Genomic DNA, 26518 nt, shown 5'->3' with positions numbered 1-26518 from the left:
CAGTAACCCTGTGATTAAGCCTGAAAGAATATAGAATGACATTTAAGCACCTACATCAATTGGCTTTGGAAAATGGTGATGCCATTCATCTACTACATGAATGCATAGATTTTCTAAGAAAAAACAAAATCATACTGCCTGCTATCACTACACTTGAAAGAATAGTGTGGGAAGCAAGGGCAATGGCTGAAAAGAAGCTATTTAACACGGTTAGTCAATCCCTAACAAATGAACAAAAAGAAAAACTTGAAGATATTATTACCTTGCAGCATTCGTCAGAATCCAATAAAACGATATTGGGTTGGTTAAAAGAACCACCGGGACATCCTTCACCCGAAACCTTTTTAAAAGTAATAGAACGACTCGAATACATACGAGGAATGGAATTAGAAACGGTGCAAATTAATCATTTGCACCGCAATCGCCTGTTACAGCTGTCTCGCTTGGGTTCAAGATATGAACCTTATGCATTCCGTGATTTTCAGGAAAATAAACGATATTCAATACTAACCGTCTATTTATTACATCTTAATCAAGATTTGACGGATAAAGCTTTTGAAATTCATGACAGACAAATACTTAGTCTCTTATCAAAAGGTCGTAAGGCTCAAGAGGAAATTCAGAAACTGAACGGTAAAAAGCTGAATGAGAAAGTTATACACTTTACGAACATCGGACAAGCTTTGATCAAAGCAAAACAGGAAAAATTAGACGTTTTTGAGGTTTTAGAATCCGTTATTGAATGGAATTCTTTTGTCTCTTCGGTCGAAGAAGCCCAGGAGCTTGCACGTCCTGCTGACTATGATTATTTAGACTTACTGCAAAAACGATTTTATTCACTAAGAAAATATACGCCAACGCTATTAAGGGTGTTGGAATTTCATTCTACAAAGGCAAATGAGCCACTTTTACAAGCTGTAGAGATTATCCGAGGAATGAACGAATCCGGAAAACGAAAAGTACCTGATGACTCACCTGTGGATTTTATTTCAAAACGTTGGAAAAAGCATTTATACGAGAATGATGGTACAACAATCAATCGTCATTACTATGAAATGGCTGTTTTAACAGAACTTCGGGAGCATGTTCGGGCAGGAGATGTTTCCATTGTTGGCAGCAGACAATATAGAGATTTTGAGGAATATTTGTTTTCCGAATTTACATGGAATCAAACGAAAGAGAATACGAGATTATCAGTTAGTTTATCATTCGAAGATTATATAACGGAGAGAACCAGCAGCCTTAATGAAAGGTTAAAGTGGTTAACTGCCAATTCCAACAAGTTAGATGGAGTTTCTCTTGATAAAGGAAAGCTGTCACTTGCACGCTTAGAAAAAGATGTACCAGAAGAAGCAAAAAAGTTTAGTGCAAGCCTTTATCAGATGCTACCAAGAATAAAATTAACCGATTTACTGATGGATATTGCTTATATAACAGGATTTCATGAGCAATTTACTCATGCTTCCAATAATCGAAAACCGGATAAAGAAGAAACGATTATTATTATGGCTGCCCTTTTAGGAATGGGAATGAATATAGGTGTAAGCAAGATGGCTGAAGCAACACCCGGACTTACATATAAGCAATTAGCCAATGTATCTCAATGGCGCATGTATGAAGATGCAATGAATAAAGCCCAAGCCGTATTAGTAAATTTTCATCACAAATTACAATTGTCTTCCTATTGGGGAGACGGTACAACATCCTCATCAGACGGTATGAGAATGCAGTTAGGTGTTTCATCACTACATGCAGATGCAAACCCACATTATGGAACTGGAAAAGGAGCCACCATCTACCGTTTTACTAGTGATCAATTCTCTTCTTACTACACAAAGATTATTCATACTAATTCAAGGGATGCGATTCATGTTTTAGATGGTTTGTTGCACCATGAAACGGATTTAAACATAGAAGAGCATTATACAGACACAGCTGGTTACACAGATCAAATATTCGGACTGACTCATTTATTAGGATTTAAATTTGCCCCAAGAATAAGAGATTTAGCAGACTCAAAATTATTTACAATAGATAAAGCAAGTGAGTATCCAAAATTAGAAGCCATTTTACGTGGACAAATAAATACAAAGGTCATTAAAGAAAATTATGAGGATGTTTTGCGATTAGCTCACTCAATAAGAGAAGGAACAGTTTCAGCATCCCTTATTATGGGGAAACTAGGATCTTATTCAAGACAAAACAGCTTGGCTATAGCCTTACGTGAGATGGGTCGAATAGAAAAAACAATTTTTATTTTGAATTATATATCGGATGAATCATTAAGAAGAAAAATACAAAGGGGATTAAATAAAGGAGAAGCCATGAACGGATTAGCAAGAGCTATTTTCTTCGGAAAACAAGGTGAGCTTAGGGAACGGACTATACAACATCAATTGCAAAGAGCCAGTGCTTTAAACATAATCATCAATGCTATTAGTATTTGGAATACCTTACATCTAACTAAAGCAGTTGAATATCAAAAACAGTCTGGTAGTTTTAATGAAGAATTATTACACCATATGTCGCCTCTAGGTTGGGAACATATTAATCTACTAGGAGAATATCATTTTAATTCGGAGAAAGTGGTCTCGTTAGATTCTTTAAGACCATTAAAACTTTCTTAACGTTGTTAAAACTGGGGGAATAGTCGGGGAAATGGGCTTAGCGTTGTAAATCCGCATTTTCCTGACTGTACCCCATGCCCATCAACTTAAGAACGAAAACAAAATGAACTTTCGTTCAAACAAACTAAAAAACACGTAATGTACTTTTGGTATTGAAAAGTACACACACCAAATAAACTCTAACGAGTTTCATTTTAAAAATTATGCAGCTTTCTTTTGTTTTCCAAACCCATTATACTCATAGACAACACCCATAATATCAAAGATAGTTTTCTTCTCATATCGATGAGATTTCCGTCCATTCTTCTGTAGGAGGTCGAACAAACGGATTAAAATCTTTGTTAGATTTTGGGTGTTTCTCTGTATCGCTTGATATAACAGCGATACATGATCTTGAATCATCCCAATGGCTTTATATTCACTTAATTCTCTTTTGTTCTTTTGCAAAAGAAGTTTACGCATCTTAAACATCGTAGAAGAACAGATAAAGATGGCAATAAGTCTTCCATACACATGACATTCTAATCGCTCTTTTTTGATAGTTTGCCAATGATGAATTTGAAATAAGGATTTCCACGTTTTAAAAATAATTTCTATTTGCCAGCGAAGGGAGTAAAAGTCATGTATTTGTTCCATCGGAACAACTCCTTCAGGCGTATTTGAGACATATATGTTGATACCCGTTAATCGTTTACTCTTTTCTGAAAATGTAATACCCTTTTTACTTTCAGTGTAACTTTGTTTTTTTCTACGTTCCTGTATCTGTTTGTCTGTTAAACGATAGATAATTACACGTGTGAATAGTTTTTGATTCTTTCCAATGTAAGCTTCTTTTATTTCGTATGTTTGACCGGGTTTTAAATTGTTCATAATATGTTCTAAATCAACTTGGATATACTGTGATTGCTTTTTTACGGTTCCGTTTCGAAAGTATTCTGGAAACGGATTTTTTACATACACGGTATGGTTTAATTTTAATCTGGATATATAATAAGCACCTCGTTGATCCATTTGATCTAAGTCTTCTAATGAAAAATAACCTAAATCACGGATACATAAATCGCTTGGACGTAATGTGTCTAAGCATTCTGTTCCAAAGGTCTTATCATTATTTTTTCCTGGACCTATCTGAAAGTTTAGAAACTGTCCGCTATGTAAGTCATATTCTAATTGAATCTTGATACCCGCTGTTTGTGCACAACCACCTGATCCAGGATATACATGGGCTAAATGTTTTGGTACTTGGAAAATCGTCGCATCTAAAATACGAATTCGTTGAAAATACGTGAGCGCCGCGCTTGAAATGGCCGATGTTTCACAGATTTTACTTTTCCATAATGCCGAAAAAATATATTTCAAAAATTCAACCGCTTTTTTATCAAAGCGTTTATTGAGTCCTTCTGGACTCATAAGAGTGCCTGTGGCCGCATGTAATTGACTGCATAGTCGAACAAGCGAGTCACTCGCTGTACGTTGACTTACCCAAATACATATGGTAGCTAATTCATTTCCAGAAAACTTTCGTTTTCTTTTTACAAAACCTAATTCTTTTGCGAGTTCTTCCAAAAGAGAAGGGGTTAAATGACGATACAGTTCTTCAGAAAATAGTTGTAATTCATCTTGAATCGAAAGATTCATAAAAAATGTCACCCTTTCTAGCTAGCTTTTTAGAAAGAATAACGTTTTTTGTCACTTGGGGGTAGTGAAAATTCTTAAGTTGATGGGCATGTGGCGGTACCCCAATTAGAGCGTTCGCAATTGTAAAAAAAGCAGCAGCGCTTGCGAATACAGATGTAGGAAGATTGGAATTGAACAAGGGCGGCGCGATCGCAGAAGCTGCTCAAGAAATTCTTGATAGAAAATGGCATGATCATTTTATCGTAGATCCAATCCAAGGCGGAGCAGGTACTTCAATGAACATGAATGCAAATGAAGTCATTGCCAACCGTGCTCTTGAATTATTAGGAATGGAAAAGGGAGACTATCATTATATTAGTCCAAATAGCCATGTAAACATGGCGCAATCAACAAACGATGCATTCCCAACGGCGATTCATATCGCTACATTAAACGCATTAGAAGGTTTATTACAAACGATGGGTTATATGCACGATGTATTTGAATTAAAAGCAGAGCAGTTTGACCATGTTATTAAAATGGGTCGTACACATTTACAAGACGCTGTGCCAATTCGTCTTGGACAAGAATTTAAAGCGTACTCTCGTGTACTTGAACGTGATATGAAACGAATTCAGCAATCACGTCAACACTTATATGAAGTGAACATGGGAGCAACTGCAGTTGGTACAGGCTTAAATGCAGATCCAGAATATATTGAAGCAGTTGTAAAACATTTAGCTGCAATTAGTGAACTACCACTTGTTGGTGCAGAAGACTTAGTAGATGCGACGCAAAATACGGATGCTTATACTGAAGTATCTGCAGCACTTAAAGTATGTATGATGAACATGTCTAAAATTGCGAATGACCTTCGCTTAATGGCATCAGGTCCACGTGTTGGCTTAGCGGAAATTATGCTACCAGCTCGTCAACCAGGTTCATCAATTATGCCAGGGAAAGTAAATCCTGTTATGCCAGAAGTAATTAATCAAATTGCGTTCCAAGTAATTGGTAACGACCATACAATTTGCCTTGCTTCAGAAGCAGGACAATTAGAATTAAACGTTATGGAACCAGTACTTGTTTTCAACTTACTTCAATCAATTAGCATTATGAATAACGGTTTCCGTGCCTTTACAGATAATTGCTTAAAAGGAATTGAAGCGAATGAAGATCGCTTAAAAGAGTATGTTGAGAAGAGTGTAGGAATTATTACAGCCGTGAACCCTCATATCGGTTATGAAGCAGCAGCTCGCGTTGCGAAAGAAGCAATCGCGACTGGGCAATCCGTTCGAGAACTTTGTGTGAAAAATGGTGTATTGTCACAAGAAGACTTAGAGTTAATTCTAGATCCATTCGAAATGACACACCCAGGGATTGCAGGAGCAACTCTTTTAAAGAAAAATTAAAAGAAGAGGGGGGCAAGCCCCTCCTCTTTTTTACAATATAGGGATGTTATATGTGAATAGAGGTAGGGAGGTTATAAGTAAGTATACAGTAGCGTCTAATGGTTCATAGAAACAAAATTAAGAGGAACAGAAATATGATCAACATCACTTTTAAATAAAGAGGATTTATTAAAACATCCTATCATATTAACAACAAGCTTACATGAATCTTTATAAAGAACTATGACCAACCATTAATAAATAGTTGGCCATAATGATCTTAAAGATCCATATCTTTTAATCCGGGACTATGCTCATTTGGTATTTCAGGAAGCTCTGGTACAGGAAAACCTTTTGGCGGGTCAGTTACTGTTAATGTTCCTTTGTTTCTACTTGGTGATTCACCTTGGAATATTTCTTCCATTCTTGTTGGATCTAAGCTGAAATTAAATTGTGCATTATGGAATCCCATGTCCACATATTTTCTACACTCTGGATATTTATTAATATCATAGTTCGGCACAGGGAAGAGTTTCCCCCATTCAACCCCTAATGTCTCTAAAGCTTTTGCAAAAGCATTTTGATGTGCATTATCACGTACAATTAAAAATGCAAGAGTTTCTCTAAATGTTTGATTAGAACTCATTTCATAAATTCTAGTCTTTTGAAGTACGCCTGTAGACTCAAGTACGACATTATCCAGTAAATCGCTAATTAAGTTTCCATGACTATATACCCAAGATCCATTCCACGGATTTCCAGCTGCATCAACAGGCAATGAACTTTGAGCACCTACAATAAAGTGATGGGGGTTTGCATGTTTAACTGCTTCATCAAGCGGTGCTTTATCAATACCAGCATTTCCTGGCGTAGGTTCACCAGATCCAGTTAATAGTTGATTAATTGTATGTTGTACAAGTTCTACGTGGCTTATTTCCTCTAAAAAAACACCTCGAAGTAAATCACGATATTGCTTCTCTTTACCTCTAAAATTTGAACTTTGGAAGAAATATTGCATCATTGTACGCATTTCACCATAATGCCCGCCTAATATTTCTTGTAAAACTTTTGCAGCAGCTGGGTCTGGTTTATCCGGCTTAATCATATTAATTATTTCTTCTTTATAATAAAACATGAAGTACACCTCTTTTTAAGTTAGTTAACATTGTTATCGTGTCCGCTAGTTGGTTACTTAATACTTAAATTCATTTTTTTTTTTTTTTTTTTTTTTTTTTTTTTTTTTACCAATAAATCGTTACCTTAAAATGCTTGAAATAACTATTTTCGATGTGAGATGAAAATGGGGGAATAGCTATTTAGAATTTAATAAAAAAGATAAGATTACGGAGTGTAATCTTATCTTTGCACTAAGAATAATGAATTGTATCTTCAAGGCTTCAAAATGACTTTTATACAATCATCTTCACGATTATTAAAAATTTGATAACCGTAGGTTGCATCTTCAAGGGGAATTTTGTGTGTAATAATCTCTTTTGGATCAAATTCATTATTTGTTATTTTTTCAAATAGTTCCGGCATAAAATGAATGACAGGTGCTTGTCCCATTTTCAAATTAATATTTCTAACCCAAAATGCCCCGAGTGGAAATGCATTATAATTACCACCATAAACGCCGGTCATTTGAACCGTTCCATATTTTCTTACGGCTTTCGTAGCTATTTGAATAGGGCCGAGAGTTCCGCCTTGTAATTTCAATTTTTGTTCCAGAAATTCTAGAGGCGATTTTTTTCCATCCATCCCCACGCAATCAATGACTACATCGGCACCACCATGTGTAATTTCCTTTAAATGTTCTCCCATATCGGGGAATTTTGTAAACTCAAATACCTCAACATTGTTAATCTTTTTTGCATAATTCATCCGATAATCTAAGTAATCCACTGCAATTACACGTTTAGCACCTTGCATCCAAGCAAATTTTTGTGTCATTAATCCAACAGGTCCACAACCTAGGACGATAACAGTATCACCTGGCTTAACGCCTGCGTTTATTACACTCCAATAGGCTGTTGGTAAAACATCTGATAAAAATAGTAGGGATTCATCTTCAAGTTCGCATGATTCCGGTATAACAAATGGAGTGAAATTTCCAAAAGGAACTTTTAAATATTCTGCTTGTCCGCCTGGATGGTTACCAAATTTCTCTGTATAACCAAAGTATCCACCAGAATCATAATGAGGATTGGAGTTATCACATTGGCTTTCCATTTCATGCTGGCAATAAAAACAATGTCCACAAGCAACGTTAAAGGGAATAACAACACGATCTCCTTTTTTTACTTTAGTAACATCTGGGCCGACTTCTTCAACAATTCCCATTGGCTCATGACCAATAATGTATCCTGGAGGTAACGGCATGTTACCTTGATATAAATGTAAATCAGAACCGCAAATAGCGGTTGAAGTAATTTTTACAATAATATCATCTTTTTTCTCTAACTTTGCATCATCCACCTGTTTAACTTGTACTTGGTTTGGCCCTTGATAGGTTACAGCTTTCATCTCATATCTCCTTAAGGAATCATTTTTCATAATTTATATGTATCTCTTGGCAAAGAAATCTTTAGTAAAGAGGAATTTATACATATTGTTGTTATGAAAGTACGTTATAGTAGCTCTTCTTTCTTATATCTTTTGCCCTATTTTAAGAAGAAACTCAATATTTATACATAATCTAACTCCCATAAAAAGGATAATTATTATTTCATAATTTGTAGCATATTAAAAACATTGGAGGTGAAACGATATGGCAAACAATAATAGTGGAAGTCGTAATGAATTGTTAGTTCGAGGCGCTGAACAGGCTCTTGATCAAATGAAATATGAAATTGCACAAGAGTTTGGTGTACAACTTGGTGCAGATACAACAGCTCGTTCAAACGGATCTGTTGGTGGTGAAATTACAAAGCGTTTAGTAGCAATGGCTGAACAACAACTTGGTGGTAGAGCTAACCGCTAAGTAAATTGGCATACAATATAGCAGATATGTAAATCAATTTCTTTTGTATATGTATAAAAACAAACCCTTATAGTAAATGGATTCTCACTCAAAGATTATTGATAATCTTCTTTCATAATCTTTGAGTATTTTATTTGTAAACTACTTTCCTAAACAATAAACACGCAGTGTTGGAAAGGTGTTTTCCATGCATAGTAGAAAATCTTTTGCAGGAAAAAGCATACTTAAAAATTTGATTTCAATATTGAAATCAATATTTATTATGATATTTTCGAAAGGGAGGAATTTAAAAATGGGTATTTTAAGTGGCAATCCTCAAAATGAACCGTTACATTACGGAGAAGTATTTGATATTTGGAGTTATCTTCTAGCAGCACAAGGTGGAATCGCAAGTCATCAAGTGTTTATGAATCACACAGGTGACGAAGATTTGAAGAAGTTTTTAGAAAGCTTAATTGAAAATGATATGAACTCGGAAATAGAAGAGTTAAAAACTCTTTTAAAGGTTAATGGCGTAGCATTACCGCCTGCTCCTCCAGAACGACCAGTTGCATCTATCGAAGACATTCCTCCAGGAGCGCGTATTAATGATGCTGAAATAGCAGCAGCTGTTTCTACAGGATTAGCAGCTGGGCTTGTGACATGTAGTCAAGTGATGGGAAAATGTCTTCGAGAAGATGTAGGGATGCTATTCGGACAATTTCATATGAAAAAAGCGCAAGCAGGTGTAACTTTGCTGCGTTTAAGTAAGAAAAAAGGGTGGGTAGTTCCACCTCCGTTACATGTAAGAAATTCTGACCAAGCTTAATAAACAAAAATAAAAAAGTGGCATTAGCCACTTTTTTATTTTTTAGATGTATCCTTAAATTTGGATGTATTGATTGTGGAAGAATCTATATATTCATCTGACATCTCCATAGCATACTTATCATGATGAATATGGTTGTGATTTCTTAATGCATCGTCATTACGCAGTACTAATCTCTTCATATAAATGTGGAAGAAAACCTCTATTCCGCCAATAATTAATGTGGCTATAAATGAAGAAAGTCCGATATTACGAGTAGCATCTAAATTAGTAAATAAGGGTGTTAAAAGCCAAATTCCGAAGAAGATTAATCCGAAATCTGTCATTGTAGCAATCGTATTTCCGTATTTAGGCAAAATGAAGAGGTCGCCGATTAAATAGGAAGCTCCTGTTGGGAAAAGAGAAATGAGTAATACTCTAGGAATGGAAATGCCTTGAAAGATACCGAGTACGGTAAGTAATACTGCAGTTATCGCTGTGTATTTAATTAATAAAGCAACAATATGTTTCATCATTTTCCTCCATTGTTAAAACGTATATGAAATAAAAGATTTCATTAAAAACGGGTTATGCTATATAGCGTAACCCATTTTAATCAACCTTTAATGATAAGAAGTACAACCTGGGTAAGAAGCAGGCTTATACTACAGATAGTATTTTCGGAATATCGAGTTTTATTCACAAGGCGCAGTTCCATTCTTATAATACAGATGTTGCCTAAGTACAGTGTTTCTTTATTAAACTTAATAATTTTTTCCGTTTTCATGCTTAATGTATCTTTTTGTCTACATATTTTCCATAATCGGGTACAGCGATTTTATCAAATTCTTGAACGAGTGTTTTGAGGCTTGTTGATAGCAATTCACCTGACATTGGTATCCCATGTCCAGTAATAGCGACCAGAGGCTTTACTTCTTCTAATTTAATGACTGATTCTTTAGCGGCTTTCCAGTCTGTTGTTAAATAACGAGGGGGGCCGCTTATTTCCTGCTCCTGAGTAATTACTTTATATAAGTATTCCTGTTTCACTGTAACAAAAGCATCCCCAGCAATTAAAGTTCGGTCTTTTTCTCGGAATAATGAAATATGCCCAGGAGTATGCCCTGGTGTATGAATCCATCTAAACTCTGGCATATGGGGAACAGTTCCATCGGTAGGTAGTGCTTTTACGCTATTTCCTAAATCAATCGGTTCATTAGGGAATAGGGGAGACATTTTCGCTACCATACCACCTTCAACTGATGGATCTGGTTCAGGATAGCTTTGTTGTCCAGTCAAAAACGGTATCTCCATTGCATGGGCATAGACTGGAACATCCCAATACTTAATGAGTTCAATTATTCCTCCAACATGATCAAAATGCCCATGAGTTAAAATAATTGCTTTTGGGCGGCTATTTGTACCAAATCGATTCTCGGTAACAGAGATAATTTCATTTGCACATTTAGGCATTCCAGCATCAACTAAAACAAAATCATCGGTATGCGGATTCCCAACAAAACATATGTTGACGATTTGAATCGTGTAACAAAATAAATCAGACAATACTTTGATGCCATGACCACTTTCAATTGAAGTTGCTGGAATAAACTTGTAATCACTTCCGTAATTCATTTCATTGTCCAATTTTTATCCCCCTTAATATATGTTAATACAACATTATAGTTCCCTAATTTTGAAAATCCATTTTGGTGGATGACGTTTTATAAATACAATTTCATTCATTTCTTTTAGTATTTCACATTCTGTTTACTTACATAGGGTGCATATTCAAACTTATTTCTGTCACAATTCAGAAAGTCTCCACTGTAGGCATCCATCTTTGGAGAATTTATAGTATATCGACTTTGTTTCTTACTCGTTTATTACATTTACTATCACAAGTATCCATTATTAAAATGAAGAGAGAAACGCACTTTATTATAGGGAATTTTAATTTTAGAGGAGGAACTATCATATGGCAAAGGTACTGATGTTTAATTTTCCAGGGGAAGGACATGTGAATCCAACTCTTGCGCTTATTGAAGAATTAGTAAAAAGAGGAGAAGAAGTTGTTTACTATTGTGTAGAGGAGTATAAGGGGAAAATTGAAAAAACAGGAGCTTCGTTTCGTCCATATGAAAATTTTTTAGCAAAAGTAGACATGTTGGAAAGGGTGAATGGAAAAATACATCCCTCTGAACTATTATTGCATATGGTAAAATCCATGGACAAAATAATAAAGATTATTATAGAAGAGCTGGAAGAAGAAAAATATGATTATGTAATATATGATAACAATTTTGCAGTAGGATGGATTATAGCTGAAGCACTAAATGTACCTAGAATTTCTTCATGTACAACATTTGCAGTTACTAAAAAGGTATTTAACGCCCTGATGAACAATCACAATGAAGGAGATAAAACATCACCTTCCTATCAAGAAGTTACGCGTATTCTAGAAAAATGGCAAAAGGTATATGGTTTTTCTATGAATGAAAAGAAAAATGTAATGACGTGTGCTGGAAATATTACTCTTGTATATACATCTGAATTCTTCCAACCAGATGTGGAGGAATTAGATGATTCTTATATTTTTGTTGGTCCCTCTATTACATCACGGAAAGATATGCAAGAAATTACTTTTAAACAAAAGGAAGAAGAGAAACTTATTTATATTTCTATGGGAACTGTATTTAATCAACAAATGGATTTTTATTATACATGTTTTGAAACATTTAAAAATTTTCCTGCTACTATCATATTATCTGTAGGAAAACATATTGACATTAACCAATTGAAAAATGTTCCACATAATTTCAAGGTTTATAATTATGTGCCTCAGCTAGAGGTCTTGAAACAGGCTAATCTTTTTATTACACATGGGGGAATGAATAGTTCTAGTGAAAGTTTGTATTTCGGTGTTCCTATGATCGTTATACCAGTTATGGGAGATCAACCGATAGTGGCTCAAAGAATAGAAGATATAAAAGCTGGCATACAATTAAATCTAAAAAACCTTACTCCAGCGACATTATATAATACAGTAATGGAGGTATTATATAATGATGTATACTTAGAAAATAGTCATAAAATCAAATGTACTTTAAAAGATGCTGGTGGATATATTAAAGCTGCTGACACAATAGAAATATTTAAGATGAACATGGATATTAAATAAGATGCCCCAGTTTTAAAAAGCGGGGCATCTTATTACTTTCTTCCTAACTTAATTATATCATGTAAATCACGTTCGAAATAGACTGTTTATTCTCATTTACTACTGTTACAATCAAGAACACATGATTAGTAAGGAGAGATGTTAAATGAGTTCTTTCGTTCTCGATTTTCAGGAAATAGAAAAAACGCAGCTTTCACTCGTTGGTGGAAAAGGATTGAATTTAGGTGAGTTATCAAAAATTCAAGGGATACAAGTGCCAGAAGGATTTTGTGTGACAACGGTAGGATATGAAAAAGCCGTCGAGCAAAATGAAGAGCTTCAAACTTTGTTGCAGCAGCTAACAAAGTTGAAAATGGAAGAGCGAGCTCAAATTGGTGAAATCAGCAAGCAAATTAGAGAAACCATTATGGCAGTGGAAATTCCAGTTGATGTAGTGGAAGCGGTAGCTCATTATCTCTCACGTTTTGGAAATGAACATGCGTATGCCGTGCGTTCTAGTGCTACGGCTGAAGATTTACCGTATGCCTCATTTGCTGGTCAACAAGATACGTATTTAAATATTATCGGAGAAGAAGCGATTTTGCAGCATGTAAGAAAGTGCTGGGCTTCTTTATTTACAGAGCGAGCAGTTATGTACCGCATGCAAAATGGTTTTGAACATAATCAAGTTTCTATATGTGTTGTCGTTCAAAAAATGGTTTTCCCTGAGGCTTCGGGCATTTTATTTACTGCTGATCCGGTTACTTCTAACCGAAAGGTAGTATCAATCGATGCCAGTTTTGGACTTGGTGAGGCATTAGTATCAGGATTGGTCTCTGCCGATAATTATAAAGTAAAAGAAGGCGAAGTTATAGAAACGATGATAGCGACTAAAAAAATAGCTATTTATGCTTTAAAAGAGGGTGGAACAGAGACGAAACAGATTGATCGGACTCAGCAAAAAATTCAAACATTGTCTGAACAACAAATTTTACAACTAGCACAGATTGGAAGACAGATTGAAGCTTATTTTGGTTGTCCGCAAGATATTGAATGGTGTTTAGTGGATGATATATTTTATATTGTCCAAAGTCGCCCAATCACGACTTTATATCCAATACCAGAAGTAAATGATGAGGAAAATCATGTATATGTATCGGTTGGTCACCAGCAAATGATGACCGATCCTTTGAAGCCATTAGGAATGTCTTTATTCCAGTTAACATCTTTTGGACAGAGGTTTCAAGCTGGAGGAAGGTTGTTTGTTGATGTTGCACAAAGATTGGCTTCGCCTACTAGTAGAGAACTTTTATTAAATATGATAGGGAATTCGGAACCGCTTATTAAAGATGCATTAACGACTGTAGTCGAGCGAGATGATTTTATTACATTGTTACCAGATGATGAAAAAGAAAAGAGCGTTCGTAAAAGTGGACCACCTGCAAGCTCACAACCAGAAATCGAAAACAATCCAGCGATCGTTACGGATTTAATAAAGATGAATCAAGCATCAATCGAAGAGTTAAAACGAAACATGCAAACGAAATCAGGTGTGGATGTACTTGATTTTATTTTGGGAGACATGCAGCAATTAAAGAAAATATTATTTCATCCGCAAAGTATGGCTGTCATTATGGCAGGTATGGATGCTTCAACATGGATCAATGAAAAAATGGAGCAATGGCTAGGCGAAAAGAATGCAGCAGACACACTTTCTCAATCCGTACAAAATAATATTACGTCTGAAATGGGGCTAGCATTACTGGATGTTGCAGATGTGATTCGGCCGTACCCAGAAGTTATTGCGTATTTACAACATGTAGAAGATGATAGCTTTTTAGATGAATTAGTTCAATTTAAAGGCGGAGAAAAAGCTCGAGATGCCATTCTAACTTTTCTAAATAAATACGGAATGAGATGCAGCGGAGAAATCGACATTACGAAAACGCGCTGGAGTGAAAAGCCAACAACCATTATCCCAATGATTTTAAATAATATAAGAGACTTTGAAGCTGGCGCTAGTAAACGGAAGTTTGAAGAAGGACTGCAGGAAGCTTTGAAAAAAGAAGAAGAGTTAGTGGAGCGATTGCAGCATTTGCCGGATGGTAAACAAAAGGTAGAAGAAACGAAGCGAATGATTCGAAATATACGTAATTTTATCGGTTATCGTGAATATCCAAAGTACGGCATGATTAATCGTTATTTCATATATAAGCAGGCATTATTGAAAGAAGCTGAGCAACTTGTGCAGAGCGGTGTCATTCGTGAAGTCGATGATATATACTATCTAACTTTTGAAGAACTTCACGAAGTTATTCGCACGAATAAACTAGATTACAAGGTTATTCATCAACAAGAAAATGAGTACAAATTATATGAGAAACTAACGCCACCGCGTGTAATGACGTCTGATGGGGAAATCATTACAGGTAAATATAAACGAGAAAATCTTCCAGTTGATGCGATTGTTGGTCTGCCGGTTTCTTCCGGTGTTATAGAGGGAAGAGCACGCGTTATTTTAAACATGGAAGATGCGAATTTAGAAGATGGAGATATATTAGTTACTGCTTTTACTGACCCAGGCTGGACACCGTTATTTGTGTCTATAAAAGGGTTAGTTACCGAAGTTGGTGGACTTATGACACACGGAGCAGTGATTGCGCGTGAATATGGTTTACCAGCAGTTGTCGGTGTGGAGAATGCTACGAAATTAATAAAAGATGGGCAACGAATTCGAGTACATGGAACAGAAGGATATATTGAAGTGTTGTAATGAAACAAAAGATCATCCGCTATTATAGTGGATGATCTTTTGTCATATATAGCTGGCTCATTTCTTTAAACCAGCCGCATAAAAAGGTCCATGAACGGCGATTGTTGATAAAATGCGAGCAATTTCCTCAGGTGTTTCTTTTTGTCCGTTATTTAACCATTGCTGAATAACACCAATATGGGCAGATGCCATATAAGAAGCTAAGTATTGGCTTGGAACAAGTAAATTCTCCTTGTTAATGAGAGCACCATTCGTATCTTCAAATAGTGTTTTCCACATAAAGTCTTTCAGTTTTGTTTGGAAAGATAAATCTCCTTTTGGGCTCAGTACAGCTTTCATAAAATCACTATTTTCATTTAGAAATTCAAGAATAGAAGTGATAAGTATAAACGGCATCGTTGGGGAAGGATTTGATCCAAGGTCAGCAATAACTTCTGGAAACTTCCGTTTTGCAATGCTGGAAAACTCATACATAATGTCTTCTTGGCATTTCGTCATTAAATCAAATTTATCTTGATAGTGCGCATAGAAAGTACCGCGATTAATGTTTGCTTTCGTTGTAATATCTTTCACTGTAATGGCGTCAAAACCTTTTTCTTCAATTAATTCTACAAATGCATTTCGTATAGCAGTTTTCGTACGAACAACACGTAAATCTAAATTACTATCACGCAAAGTATGTCCTCCTTCATTTTAGCCAACACATTTCAAGGATGTGTCTTATAACCGACACATTCACGATTTTTGATTATTGTATAAGGTTCAACTCGAACATATAATTCAAAATATAAATAAACAACACGTTGTTGGTTATTATAAATCAAATTATAGGAGGAGAAAAGAAAATGTTTAAAAATAAACTGTTATTGTTATCACCAGTTATTGCACTACTTGTTGTTTTTATTTTTTCATTAACGTTATTTCCAACTGTTCAACCACAGCCGAAAAACTTGCCAATCGCAATCGTAAATGAGGATCAAGGAGTAGAAATCCCGAATCAACCGAAGATGAATATGGGGCAAACGATTGTTGATAATATGAAAAAGACATCAAAATCAGAGGAAGAACCCGCGGTAAAGTGGGTAGAAGTAAAAAATAAAGAATCTGTGCAAAAAGGATTAAATAATCAAGAGTATTACGCAGCATTAGTCATTCCGAAAGATTTTAGTACAAAGCAGGCATTATTACGAACACCACAGCCATCTTCGCCAGAGGTAGAAATATTCATAAATCAAGGAATGAATACAGCAGCTTCAACTATGGCAGGACAAATGTTAAATGCTGTAGTTGATAATATGAATAACACTGTTCGCACGCAATTATTAGAAGGATATAAAGCAAAAGGAGCTACATTAACAGCAGACCAAGTTTCAAAGGTAGTCACACCGATTGCAAAGAAAGTGACAAACGTAAATGAAACCGGCAAAAATAGTGCGAACGGTAACTCGCCAATGTCTTTATTCCAGCCGTTATGGATTGCAAGTTTAGCGAGCGCAGCAATTATTTTTATTGCGATAAGTAAAATACCAGTAGGTACAAGAAAAGAAAACTTCTTATTAAAACTAAAACAAATAATAACAGGAGCTATTGCGACACTTGTCATTGGATTTGGCCTTACATGGATCGCGGATGGTATGGTAGGGTTAAATATTACGAACTTCACAGATACGGCACTGTTTTTATCTATTACGTCCTTTAGTTTCTTCTTAATGATATCGGCGGTACTTTCATTAGTTGGATTAAAGGGAATTGGTGTATTTGCTCTCTTACTATTCTTTGGTGCACCGTTATTATCATTAGCGCCTGAAATGTTGTCGCCATTTTACCAAGACTGGGTGTATGCATGGTTACCTATGCGATTTATGATTGAAGGGCTTAGAGAAATATTCTTCTTCGGAAAAGACTTAAGCTGGAGTACACCTGTAACAGTGCTCGTTTGGATTGGCGTAGTAAGTATGATGATTATTTTAGCGACTGCATTCAAACGTGTAGTAAAGGAACATAAAACGGAAGTAAATGCATAAGAGATAAAAACGTTTCACTAGGAGTGAAGCGTTTTTATCTTTTTATTAACTTATAGGTTAAAGGGAATAGAAGAATTCGGATTTGCAGTTCCTTATTTTATACATGCTCCTGCTATTTCAAATTGCATAAAATGTTATGCGGAATAATGGAGGGGATACGATGGATAATTCGAATTATTATGATTGGTATAGGCAAAATGATAAGTTGATTCGTGATATTGAGAAAGCAATTAATGGAGAATTTAGTGCAATAAGTTGCTATGCGAAATTAGCTAATATGGCTCCAAATGCGGCGGAACGAAATCAAATTCTTGAAATTCGTAACGATGAAATAAAGCATTTTCATCATTTTGTACAAATCTATACAAATTTAACAGGTCAGCAGCCAAAGCCACAAATTACAGAAGAATGCCCGAATACGTACTTACAAGGATTAGAATTCGCTATACAAGATGAACAGAAGACGGTAGATTATTATTTGGAAATTTCCGATGAAACATCGGATGCACATCTGAAAGAGTTGTTGCGCAGAATAGCTGCCGATGAACAAAATCATGCGGTGTGGTTTTTATATTATTTTGTGAAGACGAAGTGAATGTTGAAGGAATTAAAACCGTTTCACTAGTAGTGAGCGGTTTTTTTTGATGAAATACAGGTTAGATATCTTTGAAGGCGTAGTGGTTAATTTTGGTATATAATGTATAAAACGAAAATGAATAAAGAGAGAAGTAAGTTTTGAAAGGGGAACAGCAATATGGAGAGAAATACAGTTAAAGAATATACAATTCGAACTGCTACTGAAGAGGAAAGCGATAGCATCATCACTCTATTAAAAGAAGTAGCAGAGTGGCTACAACATAAAGAAGTGGATCAATGGCAGTATCTGCTATGCGGAGAGGCTACGGCTGAAATATTAGAAGGTATAAAAGAGAAATATACGTATGTTGTTGTGAAAGAAAATGAAATTGTCGGTACGGTTACAGTATCTCCTAAACAAAATGAATGGGATGAGCGTATTTTTGGTAAGGAGGAAGTTTCAGATTCTTTATATATTCATAGATTTGCGGTGAAACGGAAGTATAAGGGGAATGGGATTGGAGAATGGATTTTACAGTGGGTAGAAGAGAATGTACAAAATGACAAAGAGTTTTTAAAACTAGATTGTGTTGGGCATAATCGTACGTTGAATGATTTTTATAAGAAAAATGGTTTTGAATATGTTGGGAGTACAGATGGACTTAGTAAGTTTCAAAAGAGAAGGGGGTAAGTGAATGAATCAAATTCATACGGAGTTAGTTAAAAAATTGATAGGGGAACAGTTTCCTAAATGGGCACATTTAGAGGTGAAGCCTGTAAAGTTTAGTGGACATGATAATAGAACGTTTCATCTAGGGGATGAGATGAGTGTTAGATTACCAAGTGATGAGGCATATGCACCGCAAGTAGAGAAAGAAAATAAGTGGCTACCTATATTATGTAAGGAGCTTTCTTTACCGATTTCTGCACCAGTTGCGAAAGGAAATCCATCTGAAGAGTATCCATGGCCTTGGTCTATTAATAAGTGGATAGAAGGAGATACTGTTACGAAACAAAATGTTCGTGATTTACATGAATTTGCGGCGGACTTAGGATCATTTTTAGTAGAATTGCAATCCATTGATGCGAGTAACGGCCCAATAGCTGGAGCACATAATTTTTACCGAGGCGGGCTTATATCTGTATATGATGAAGAGGCGAGAGATGCTATCGAAAATAATAAGGACGTTTTTGATGAAACCGTATTAAAGCATCTTTGGGATGTAGCCCTTCAGTCAACGTGGGAGCGTAAATCAGTTTGGGTTCATGGAGATGTTGCACCAGGAAATCTACTTGTTAAGGACGGAAAGCTTTGTGCCGTAATTGATTTTGGTATTTTAGGAGTAGGAGATCCGGCTTGTGATGCAGCGATGGCATGGACATTTTTTGATAAAAGTAGTAGAAACGTATTTAAAGAAGTATTGCAAATAGATGAAGAAACGTGGAATAGAGCAAGAGGTTGGGCACTTTGGAAGGCGTTAATTACATATGATGCCAATAAGGCAAGTAATAAGATAGTGGCAGAAGAATCGTATCGTGTCATTCAAGTGATTGTGGATGATTATGGGGATTAATGGAATTATTTATTACAAAAGCGTTCATTTCTGTAAATATGCACTGTTTTTTAGAGAGGGAGATGTTTGCAGCTTTATGCTATTTATTTTGGGAGCATTTCTAATAGAATTTGCTTGCTAGTATGTGCTTAATTTTCTCTAGAGGTGATTTTAAATTTATATTATTTGATTAAAAGGTTGAATAGAGGAGAAAATAAGTCTTTAGCAATAGAACCAATCCATAAGAGTGTATTAATTTTATCTATTCCGTTGTACAAACCCTAGTTCTTTAGCGAAGTTTTCCAGAAATGAAAGAGTAAGATCTTCATATAATTCTTCAGCAAATAATTGGAATTCACTATAAATCAAAAGATTCATCAAAAAGCGTTATTCTTTCTAAACAAGCTAGATTAGAAAGAATAACGCTTTTTTATACCAGAGGATATTGAAAACTTCGTGTTTTTCTTACAAATATCGTGAATTTATTTAGAATTCGCAGTTTTCTTTTATTTTCGTAAGGACTGAATTGGATATATATGCTAATATGAGAAAGGAATTGTAAAGGAACCTGGAAAAATGGAGGGAATTATGAAAACTTTCATATATATGGTGAGACATGGGGATTCTCCGAAATCTGGAAAAGAAAAAACAAGAGGATTAACTGAAAAAGGAAAGTTAGATGTGCAACGAATAACAGATGTATTACAAGGTGAGGGAATTGACATTGTTATCTCAAGTCCATACAATCGTTCAATTCTAACTGTTCAGCAGTTAGCGAAGCAAATAGGACAAGAAGTTTTAGTATTTGAAGACTTAAAAGAGAGAATTTTTATTGCTGAAGAGGAACGAATGTCAGATAAAGAATTATTCCCTTTGATAACAAAGTCATTTTTAGAACCCGATTTTGCTTTAACGGGGGGAGAGTCTAATGTCGACTGTCAGAAACGTGCTATAAAAGTCTTAAAAGAATTATTAAACACCTATCGAGGACAGAAAGTAGTATTAGGAACCCATGGAGCTGTTATGACTTTGATGATGGGGTATTATGATAGTAAGTATGGTTTGAATTTTTTACTACAGACATCAAAACCAGATATATACAGAATGGAATTTAATGGACAGGAATTGGTGGAGATTAAAAGATTGTGGGAAATTGAATTAATTCATCCATAGTTTTTCCTAGTGACGTGTATTATAAATAATAGGGTTACTGCGGTAACTCTTTTTCTTATGGAACAAACGGGGGATTGAGTTCAATAATCTAAAAAATTCGCGTTTTGTTCTTGCTAGCCTGAGATGAAATGGGAGGGAATGTTTTTGGGCAGGATACTTTTAAAATTATTTTTTAAATTAATCCTATTTTTGTTCTTATGTGGTACTGTTGTTTTTTCTATATTTCAGATTATGTTTGTCTGGAGTGTTTCGGCAGGATTAGGGAGGGATGATATAGTCGGATTTTCTGATAATAAGTATGTAATTGGTCGTCCACCTGTTAGCTATAATTTGTATAAAAAAGATAGTGGGGAAACTATATTAGATAATGTTATTGGTTATAAAAAGGGAAAAAATAAAAGCTATGTTCGGAATGAAATTGAATTTGCAGTGATAAATGAAATAAAAGGTAGCTATGAACTGTATAAAATAGAAAATGCTTCAGAAAAGGATATAGAACAGCTGAAAGAAATAAAGAAATTAGAATAAAAGAGACTATCTGAAAGGTGAAAATGTCCATCAAACTAACAAATAAAAATACCGTTTTTTTACACTTGACGGTAATTAATATTTTTAAGTTGATGGGCATGTGACTGTACCCCAAATAAGAACAATTAAGCGATTGATGGGAATGAATAAATAAATCTTATTCAACCAAAGGGTGCTTTACTTGAGAAGGTCACTAGAAGAGTCAAATGATAACTATGAACTGCCCCAATTGCTAGGTTTTGTTTAACAATTGGGGCAGTTCATTTATAGCGCATAGGTAATCAGCTTTTTGTTAATCATGAGGTAGATATTTTTATCTAAAAACCCAACAATGGAAATATATTACAGCTCATGCCCCGTTTTTACACGTATCTCGGCTGAACCCCATCAACCTCTAAATTAATAACTACGCCAAAAGCTGATTTTCTTTAAGATAAGGAAATCAGCTTTTTCTTTGTAAAATATTTTTTAATACAGGAAAACCGGATTTTTATTTTCCATAAAATTTATTAACGTGGGTTTTATGTCATTTGGTTGGCGGGACCCCATGCCCATCAACTTAAGAACGAAAACAAAATGAACTTTCGTTCAAACAAACTAAAAAACACGTAATGTACTTTTGGTATTGAAAAGTACACACACCAAATAAACTCTAACGAGTTTCATTTTAAAAATTATGCAGCTTTCTTTTGTTTTCCAAACCCATTATACTCATAGACAACACCCATAATATCAAAGATAGTTTTCTTCTCATATCGATGAGATTTCCGTCCATTCTTCTGTAGGAGGTCGAACAAACGGATTAAAATCTTTGTTAGATTTTGGGTGTTTCTCTGTATCGCTTGATATAACAGCGATACATGATCTTGAATCATCCCAATGGCTTTATATTCACTTAATTCTCTTTTGTTCTTTTGCAAAAGAAGTTTACGCATCTTAAACATCGTAGAAGAACAGATAAAGATGGCAATAAGTCTTCCATACACATGACATTCTAATCGCTCTTTTTTGATAGTTTGCCAATGATGAATTTGAAATAAGGATTTCCACGTTTTAAAAATAATTTCTATTTGCCAGCGAAGGGAGTAAAAGTCATGTATTTGTTCCATCGGAACAACTCCTTCAGGCGTATTTGAGACATATATGTTGATACCCGTTAATCGTTTACTCTTTTCTGAAAATGTAATACCCTTTTTACTTTCAGTGTAACTTTGTTTTTTTCTACGTTCCTGTATCTGTTTGTCTGTTAAACGATAGATAATTACACGTGTGAATAGTTTTTGATTCTTTCCAATGTAAGCTTCTTTTATTTCGTATGTTTGACCGGGTTTTAAATTGTTCATAATATGTTCTAAATCAACTTGGATATACTGTGATTGCTTTTTTACGGTTCCGTTTCGAAAGTATTCTGGAAACGGATTTTTTACATACACGGTATGGTTTAATTTTAATCTGGATATATAATAAGCACCTCGTTGATCCATTTGATCTAAGTCTTCTAATGAAAAATAACCTAAATCACGGATACATAAATCGCTTGGACGTAATGTGTCTAAGCATTCTGTTCCAAAGGTCTTATCATTATTTTTTCCTGGACCTATCTGAAAGTTTAGAAACTGTCCGCTATGTAAGTCATATTCTAATTGAATCTTGATACCCGCTGTTTGTGCACAACCACCTGATCCAGGATATACATGGGCTAAATGTTTTGGTACTTGGAAAATCGTCGCATCTAAAATACGAATTCGTTGAAAATACGTGAGCGCCGCGCTTGAAATGGCCGATGTTTCACAGATTTTACTTTTCCATAATGCCGAAAAAATATATTTCAAAAATTCAACCGCTTTTTTATCAAAGCGTTTATTGAGTCCTTCTGGACTCATAAGAGTGCCTGTGGCCGCATGTAATTGACTGCATAGTCGAACAAGCGAGTCACTCGCTGTACGTTGACTTACCCAAATACATATGGTAGCTAATTCATTTCCAGAAAACTTTCGTTTTCTTTTTACAAAACCTAATTCTTTTGCGAGTTCTTCCAAAAGAGAAGGGGTTAAATGACGATACAGTTCTTCAGAAAATAGTTGTAATTCATCTTGAATCGAAAGATTCATAAAAAATGTCACCCTTTCTAGCTAGCTTTTTAGAAAGAATAACGTTTTTTGTCACTTGGGGGTAGTGAAAATTCTTAAGTTGATGGGCATGTGGCGGGACCCCTTAGAGTAGGAAATTCGGCTCATTTTATGTCGAAATTTACTTAGCGTATATTTTCGTTAATTATCTTAACTAGTCGTTACGTATGACTTTACAGCATTCGATGCAAAGTTATCGGTTTTTTGTATGCAAATTTATGGATTAAGTCATACAATTACGCACTATTTTTAATGAATCGATATTTACTTGTTTCTTCAACTAAGTTCGTCCGAATCTTTTTCTACAAAATCACTAAAGTCATCTCCCCAATCACAGATGGCTGTTACAACATTCTCTAGTTGATGACCAATTTCACTAAGTTCATACTCAACCTTAGGAGGCACTACGGGGTATACACATCGAGTAATTATTTTATCGTCTTCTAATTCTCTTAATTGTCTAATCAACATACGTTGATTAACTTCAGGCAGCTTTTTTTGTATTTCACTTAATCTTAATGGCGAACGTTGTAACAAACACCATATAATTGCTATTTTCCAACGCCCTCCTATCACAGATAAAGCTAAATCTTTTCCAGTGAAAAATTCCTTGTCCTTATAATGAATAACCATAATTTTTGACCTTCCTCTCGCGAAAAAAATGTTTATAGTGACAAATTTGTCAGTATTGTAATTAAAATTATAAAGTGTAATCTTAGTGGTGTAAACAATAAAAAAAGAAAGTAGGGATTCAATTGAAAAGTAGAGCTGCTGTTGCATTTAAGCCAGGGGAGCCACTTCAAATCGTAGAAATCGATGTAGAAGAGCCAAAAGCAAAAGAGGTATTAGTAAAAATACTATATACTTCTGTCTGTCATACAGATGCTTTTACATTATCAGGTGACGACCCAGAAGGAGTATTTCCTGCTGTATTAGGCCATGAAGGTGCTGGTGTTGTCGTTTCAGTAGGTGATGAAGTTACTTCAGTAAAACCTGGGGATCATGTTATTCCACTATATACACCTGAATGTGGAGAATGTAAATTCTGTCGTTCTGGTAAAACAAACCTATGTAGTGCTGTACGAGAAACACAAGGTAAAGGTTTAATGCCTGATGGAACAACTCGCTTCTCTTATAATGGAGAGCCCCTTTATCATTACATGGGAACTAGTACATTCAGTGAATATACAGTTGTTAATGAGATTAACTTAGCGAAAATCGATGAAAACGCTCCGTTAGATAAAGTTGCTTTATTAGGATGTGGTGTGACTACAGGTATTGGTGCTGTACACAACACTGCAAAAGTTGAAGAAGGAGCTGTAACAGCTGTATTTGGTTTAGGAGCGATTGGATTAGCAGCTATTCAAGGATTGGTTCAAGCAAAAGCAAGCCGAATTATTGCAGTTGACCTGAATCCCCAAAAATGGGAACTCGCTAAAAAAATGGGAGCGACTGATTTTGTGAATCCTGCAGATTATGATCGCCCAATTCAAGAAGTTATAGTCGAAATGACAGATGGTGGCGTGGATTATAGCTTCGAATGTATTGGTAATGTTGAAGTAATGAAATCCGCTCTTGAAGCATGTCATAAAGGTTGGGGCGAAAGTATTATTATCGGAGTAGCTGGTGCTGGTAAAGAAATCCATACTCGTCCATTCCAATTAGTAACGGGCCGAGTATGGCGTGGATCAGCCTTTGGTGGAGTTAAAGGAAGATCTGAACTTCCAGAAATGGTCGAAGATTATATGCATGGTGATATTGATTTAGATTCATTTATTACTCATCATTTAGAATTTAAAGACATCAATGCGGCATTTGACTTATTACACAAAGGTGAATCCATTCGTACGATTTTAACTTACGGAGAGTGAGATAATGAGTCTTAAATGTATTGAACAACATCGTTCTTTCGAAGGAGAGCAACGTAAGTATAGCCATTATTCCGAAGTCTTGCAATGTGATATGAAATTTAGTATCTACTTACCATCAAATAAAGAAAAGAAAAAAATTCCACTTATATGGTGGTTATCTGGTTTAACTTGTACAGATGATAATTTTAGTCAAAAAAGTGGATTTCAACGTTTGGCTGAAAAACATCAAGTTGCAGTGATTATGCCAGATACTTCACCACGTGGAGAATACGTTTCTGATGTTGCAGCATGGGATCTTGGACAAGGGGCAGGTTTTTATTTAAATGCTACCCAGGATCCTTGGGCACAGCATTATAAAATGTATTCGTATATCGTAGATGAATTAACATCCATTGCTTCGACTATAGTACCTAATTTTTCAGGTGAAGAAAGCATAATGGGGCATTCAATGGGAGGACATGGGGCTTTAGTGATCGGTTTGAAAAATGCTAAGAGATTCAAAGCGGTTTCTGCTTTTTCTCCAATCTTAACTCCTAGTCAAGTACCATGGGGAATAAATGCTTTCACCTCTTATTTAGGTGAAGACAAAGATTCTTGGAAAGAATGGGATGCTTCAGAATTAATTAAAGAAGCTACTATTCCACCAATTCTTATTATGCAAGGTAGTCAAGACGAGTTTTATCCGAAACAATTGGAAGAACATATTTTCTTAGAGAACGCTCAAAAAAATAGTCAAATGGTAACTTATAAAAAAATGGAGGGCTATGATCATAGCTACTTCTTTATTTCCACTTTCTTAAATGAGCATTTCTCTTTCCATATGAAGTATTTAAGATGATTCTTATTTACAACAATACCCACTTCCAATGGCATATGAAGTATTTAAGTTTACAGCAAAATATAGTAACAAAAGTATCCGCATGTAGAGATGTGGGTGCTTTTGATTGTTATATTTTGTCATATTATATAGTTTGTAAAAACAAATAAATTGGGAGGAAGAGTTCATGTGGATTAAAAAAATGTTATTTAATTACCGTGTTAAACCATCCTTATTAAAATCTCGTTATGAGATTGAAAAGGAAAATCGACAAGTTGACTTATTTGAAAGTTCAACTGAAACGTCTAAACCGTTTTCGATAAGAGATACAAGATCATATATTCAGCCTAATACTAAAACATTAGAAGACATGATTAATTACTTAGCAGCTATTCGTGAAATCCCTTCTCTTTCCGTGGATAAGAATAAAATGCTTTGGCCATTAATATCCAAATGCTAAATTCAAAAAAATAATGGTTATAATTTTAGCTATTTCTATATCAAATATTTGA

General features: G+C 35.1%; 21 protein-coding genes and 2 pseudogenes. 15 read left to right on the top strand and 8 right to left on the bottom strand.

Translation table 11 applies throughout. The annotated features are described in order from the left end of the window. Positions 1-17: 17 nt before the first annotated feature. A pseudogene (locus J0835_RS28370) lies at positions 18-2627 on the top strand (Tn3 family transposase); the annotation flags it as partial. A 201-nt stretch (positions 2628-2828) separates the two neighbouring features. Here J0835_RS28370 and J0835_RS28365 read toward each other — a convergent pair. Continuing rightward, positions 2829-4265 carry an IS4 family transposase gene (locus J0835_RS28365; protein ID WP_001053964.1) on the bottom strand — a complete coding sequence of 479 codons (1437 nt, stop codon included), beginning with the start codon at positions 4263-4265 and terminating at the stop codon, positions 2829-2831. A 104-nt stretch (positions 4266-4369) separates the two neighbouring features. Here J0835_RS28365 and aspA point away from each other — a divergent pair. Further along, positions 4370-5656 (top strand): annotated as a pseudogene (aspA, locus tag J0835_RS28360) (aspartate ammonia-lyase); the annotation flags it as partial. 259 nt (positions 5657-5915) lie between these two features. Here the strand turns inward: aspA and J0835_RS28355 are convergent. Both J0835_RS28355 and J0835_RS28350 read right to left on the bottom strand, forming a co-directional pair. Then, the gene (locus J0835_RS28355) at positions 5916-6770 is read right to left on the bottom strand and encodes a manganese catalase family protein (RefSeq protein ID WP_088028766.1); all 855 of its coding nucleotides are present in this window, start codon (positions 6768-6770) and stop codon (positions 5916-5918) included. A gap of 254 nt (positions 6771-7024) precedes the next feature. Further along, complete coding sequence (locus J0835_RS28350) at positions 7025-8158, bottom strand: zinc-dependent alcohol dehydrogenase (RefSeq protein ID WP_088030125.1); 1134 nt, start codon at positions 8156-8158, stop codon at positions 7025-7027. A gap of 244 nt (positions 8159-8402) precedes the next feature. On the opposite strand from J0835_RS28350, the gene sasP reads away from it, so the two are divergent. Beyond that, complete coding sequence (gene sasP, locus J0835_RS28345) at positions 8403-8615, top strand: small acid-soluble spore protein, SasP family (RefSeq protein ID WP_000002841.1); 213 nt, start codon at positions 8403-8405, stop codon at positions 8613-8615. A gap of 292 nt (positions 8616-8907) precedes the next feature. Then, complete coding sequence (locus tag J0835_RS28340) at positions 8908-9423, top strand: DUF3231 family protein (protein WP_000512140.1); 516 nt, start codon at positions 8908-8910, stop codon at positions 9421-9423. Between the two features lie 35 nt (positions 9424-9458). On the opposite strand, the gene J0835_RS28335 is transcribed toward J0835_RS28340, so the two are convergent. Beyond that, positions 9459-9935, bottom strand: a complete 477-nt coding sequence (locus tag J0835_RS28335; RefSeq protein ID WP_140384195.1) for a YndM family protein — start codon at positions 9933-9935, stop codon at positions 9459-9461. Between the two features lie 256 nt (positions 9936-10191). Next, positions 10192-11049, bottom strand: coding sequence for an MBL fold metallo-hydrolase (locus J0835_RS28330; protein ID WP_000368290.1), 858 nt, complete (start codon positions 11047-11049; stop codon positions 10192-10194). A 331-nt stretch (positions 11050-11380) separates the two neighbouring features. Here J0835_RS28330 and J0835_RS28325 point away from each other — a divergent pair, with 331 nt between their 5' ends. After that, entirely contained in the window at positions 11381-12583 is a 1203-nt protein-coding gene (locus J0835_RS28325; RefSeq protein ID WP_001151408.1) for a macrolide family glycosyltransferase, read from the top strand. Positions 12584-12728: 145 nt separating this feature from the next. After that, positions 12729-15335 (top strand): phosphoenolpyruvate synthase, encoded by a 2607-nt coding sequence (ppsA, locus tag J0835_RS28320; RefSeq protein WP_088053650.1) that lies wholly within the window; start codon positions 12729-12731, stop codon positions 15333-15335. Positions 15336-15392: 57 nt separating this feature from the next. Here the strand turns inward: ppsA and J0835_RS28315 are convergent, their stop codons facing one another. After that, the gene (locus J0835_RS28315) at positions 15393-16010 is read right to left on the bottom strand and encodes a TetR/AcrR family transcriptional regulator (RefSeq protein ID WP_001205681.1); all 618 of its coding nucleotides are present in this window, start codon (positions 16008-16010) and stop codon (positions 15393-15395) included. Positions 16011-16141: 131 nt separating this feature from the next. Between J0835_RS28315 and J0835_RS28310 the strand changes: the two genes are divergently transcribed. The 6 genes from J0835_RS28310 to J0835_RS28285 all read left to right on the top strand — a co-directional run bounded on the left by J0835_RS28310 (position 16142) and on the right by J0835_RS28285 (position 21189). Beyond that, a complete protein-coding gene (locus J0835_RS28310) occupies positions 16142-17359 on the top strand; it encodes a YhgE/Pip domain-containing protein (RefSeq protein WP_140384185.1) in 1218 nt (405 codons plus the stop codon). Between the two features lie 160 nt (positions 17360-17519). Continuing rightward, on the top strand, positions 17520-17954 hold the full coding sequence (locus J0835_RS28305; protein ID WP_088027672.1) for a ferritin-like domain-containing protein: 435 nt from the start codon (positions 17520-17522) through the stop codon (positions 17952-17954). A 159-nt stretch (positions 17955-18113) separates the two neighbouring features. Then, positions 18114-18626 carry a GNAT family N-acetyltransferase gene (locus tag J0835_RS28300; protein WP_000440849.1) on the top strand — a complete coding sequence of 171 codons (513 nt, stop codon included), beginning with the start codon at positions 18114-18116 and terminating at the stop codon, positions 18624-18626. 4 nt (positions 18627-18630) lie between these two features. Then, on the top strand, positions 18631-19509 hold the full coding sequence (locus J0835_RS28295) for an aminoglycoside phosphotransferase family protein (protein ID WP_088053649.1): 879 nt from the start codon (positions 18631-18633) through the stop codon (positions 19507-19509). Between the two features lie 567 nt (positions 19510-20076). Further along, positions 20077-20661 carry a histidine phosphatase family protein gene (locus J0835_RS28290; protein WP_000846744.1) on the top strand — a complete coding sequence of 195 codons (585 nt, stop codon included), beginning with the start codon at positions 20077-20079 and terminating at the stop codon, positions 20659-20661. Between the two features lie 144 nt (positions 20662-20805). Next, positions 20806-21189, top strand: a complete 384-nt coding sequence (locus J0835_RS28285; protein WP_140384233.1) for a hypothetical protein — start codon at positions 20806-20808, stop codon at positions 21187-21189. A gap of 674 nt (positions 21190-21863) precedes the next feature. Here J0835_RS28285 and J0835_RS28280 read toward each other — a convergent pair. Both J0835_RS28280 and J0835_RS28275 read right to left on the bottom strand, forming a co-directional pair. After that, a complete protein-coding gene (locus J0835_RS28280) occupies positions 21864-23300 on the bottom strand; it encodes an IS4 family transposase (RefSeq protein WP_001053964.1) in 1437 nt (478 codons plus the stop codon). A gap of 294 nt (positions 23301-23594) precedes the next feature. Beyond that, complete coding sequence (locus J0835_RS28275; protein WP_000234699.1) at positions 23595-23951, bottom strand: winged helix-turn-helix transcriptional regulator; 357 nt, start codon at positions 23949-23951, stop codon at positions 23595-23597. 122 nt (positions 23952-24073) lie between these two features. Between J0835_RS28275 and J0835_RS28270 the strand changes: the two genes are divergently transcribed. The 3 genes from J0835_RS28270 (at position 24074) to J0835_RS28260 (ending at position 26466) form a co-directional block, all read left to right on the top strand. Next, positions 24074-25189 (top strand): S-(hydroxymethyl)glutathione dehydrogenase/class III alcohol dehydrogenase, encoded by a 1116-nt coding sequence (locus J0835_RS28270; RefSeq protein WP_000842153.1) that lies wholly within the window; start codon positions 24074-24076, stop codon positions 25187-25189. A 4-nt stretch (positions 25190-25193) separates the two neighbouring features. Continuing rightward, positions 25194-26027: an S-formylglutathione hydrolase gene (fghA, locus tag J0835_RS28265; RefSeq protein WP_000053341.1), complete on the top strand. Its 834-nt coding sequence runs from the start codon at positions 25194-25196 to the stop codon at positions 26025-26027. 166 nt (positions 26028-26193) lie between these two features. Further along, positions 26194-26466 carry a hypothetical protein gene (locus J0835_RS28260; RefSeq protein ID WP_000264853.1) on the top strand — a complete coding sequence of 91 codons (273 nt, stop codon included), beginning with the start codon at positions 26194-26196 and terminating at the stop codon, positions 26464-26466. The last annotated feature ends 52 nt before the right edge of the window (positions 26467-26518 follow it).

It is taken from the genome of Bacillus cereus group sp. Sample62, from assembly GCF_036851315.1.
Lineage (GTDB): Bacteria > Bacillota > Bacilli > Bacillales > Bacillaceae_G > Bacillus_A > Bacillus_A wiedmannii.
This window is presented reverse-complemented; position numbering and strand designations above follow the sequence as displayed.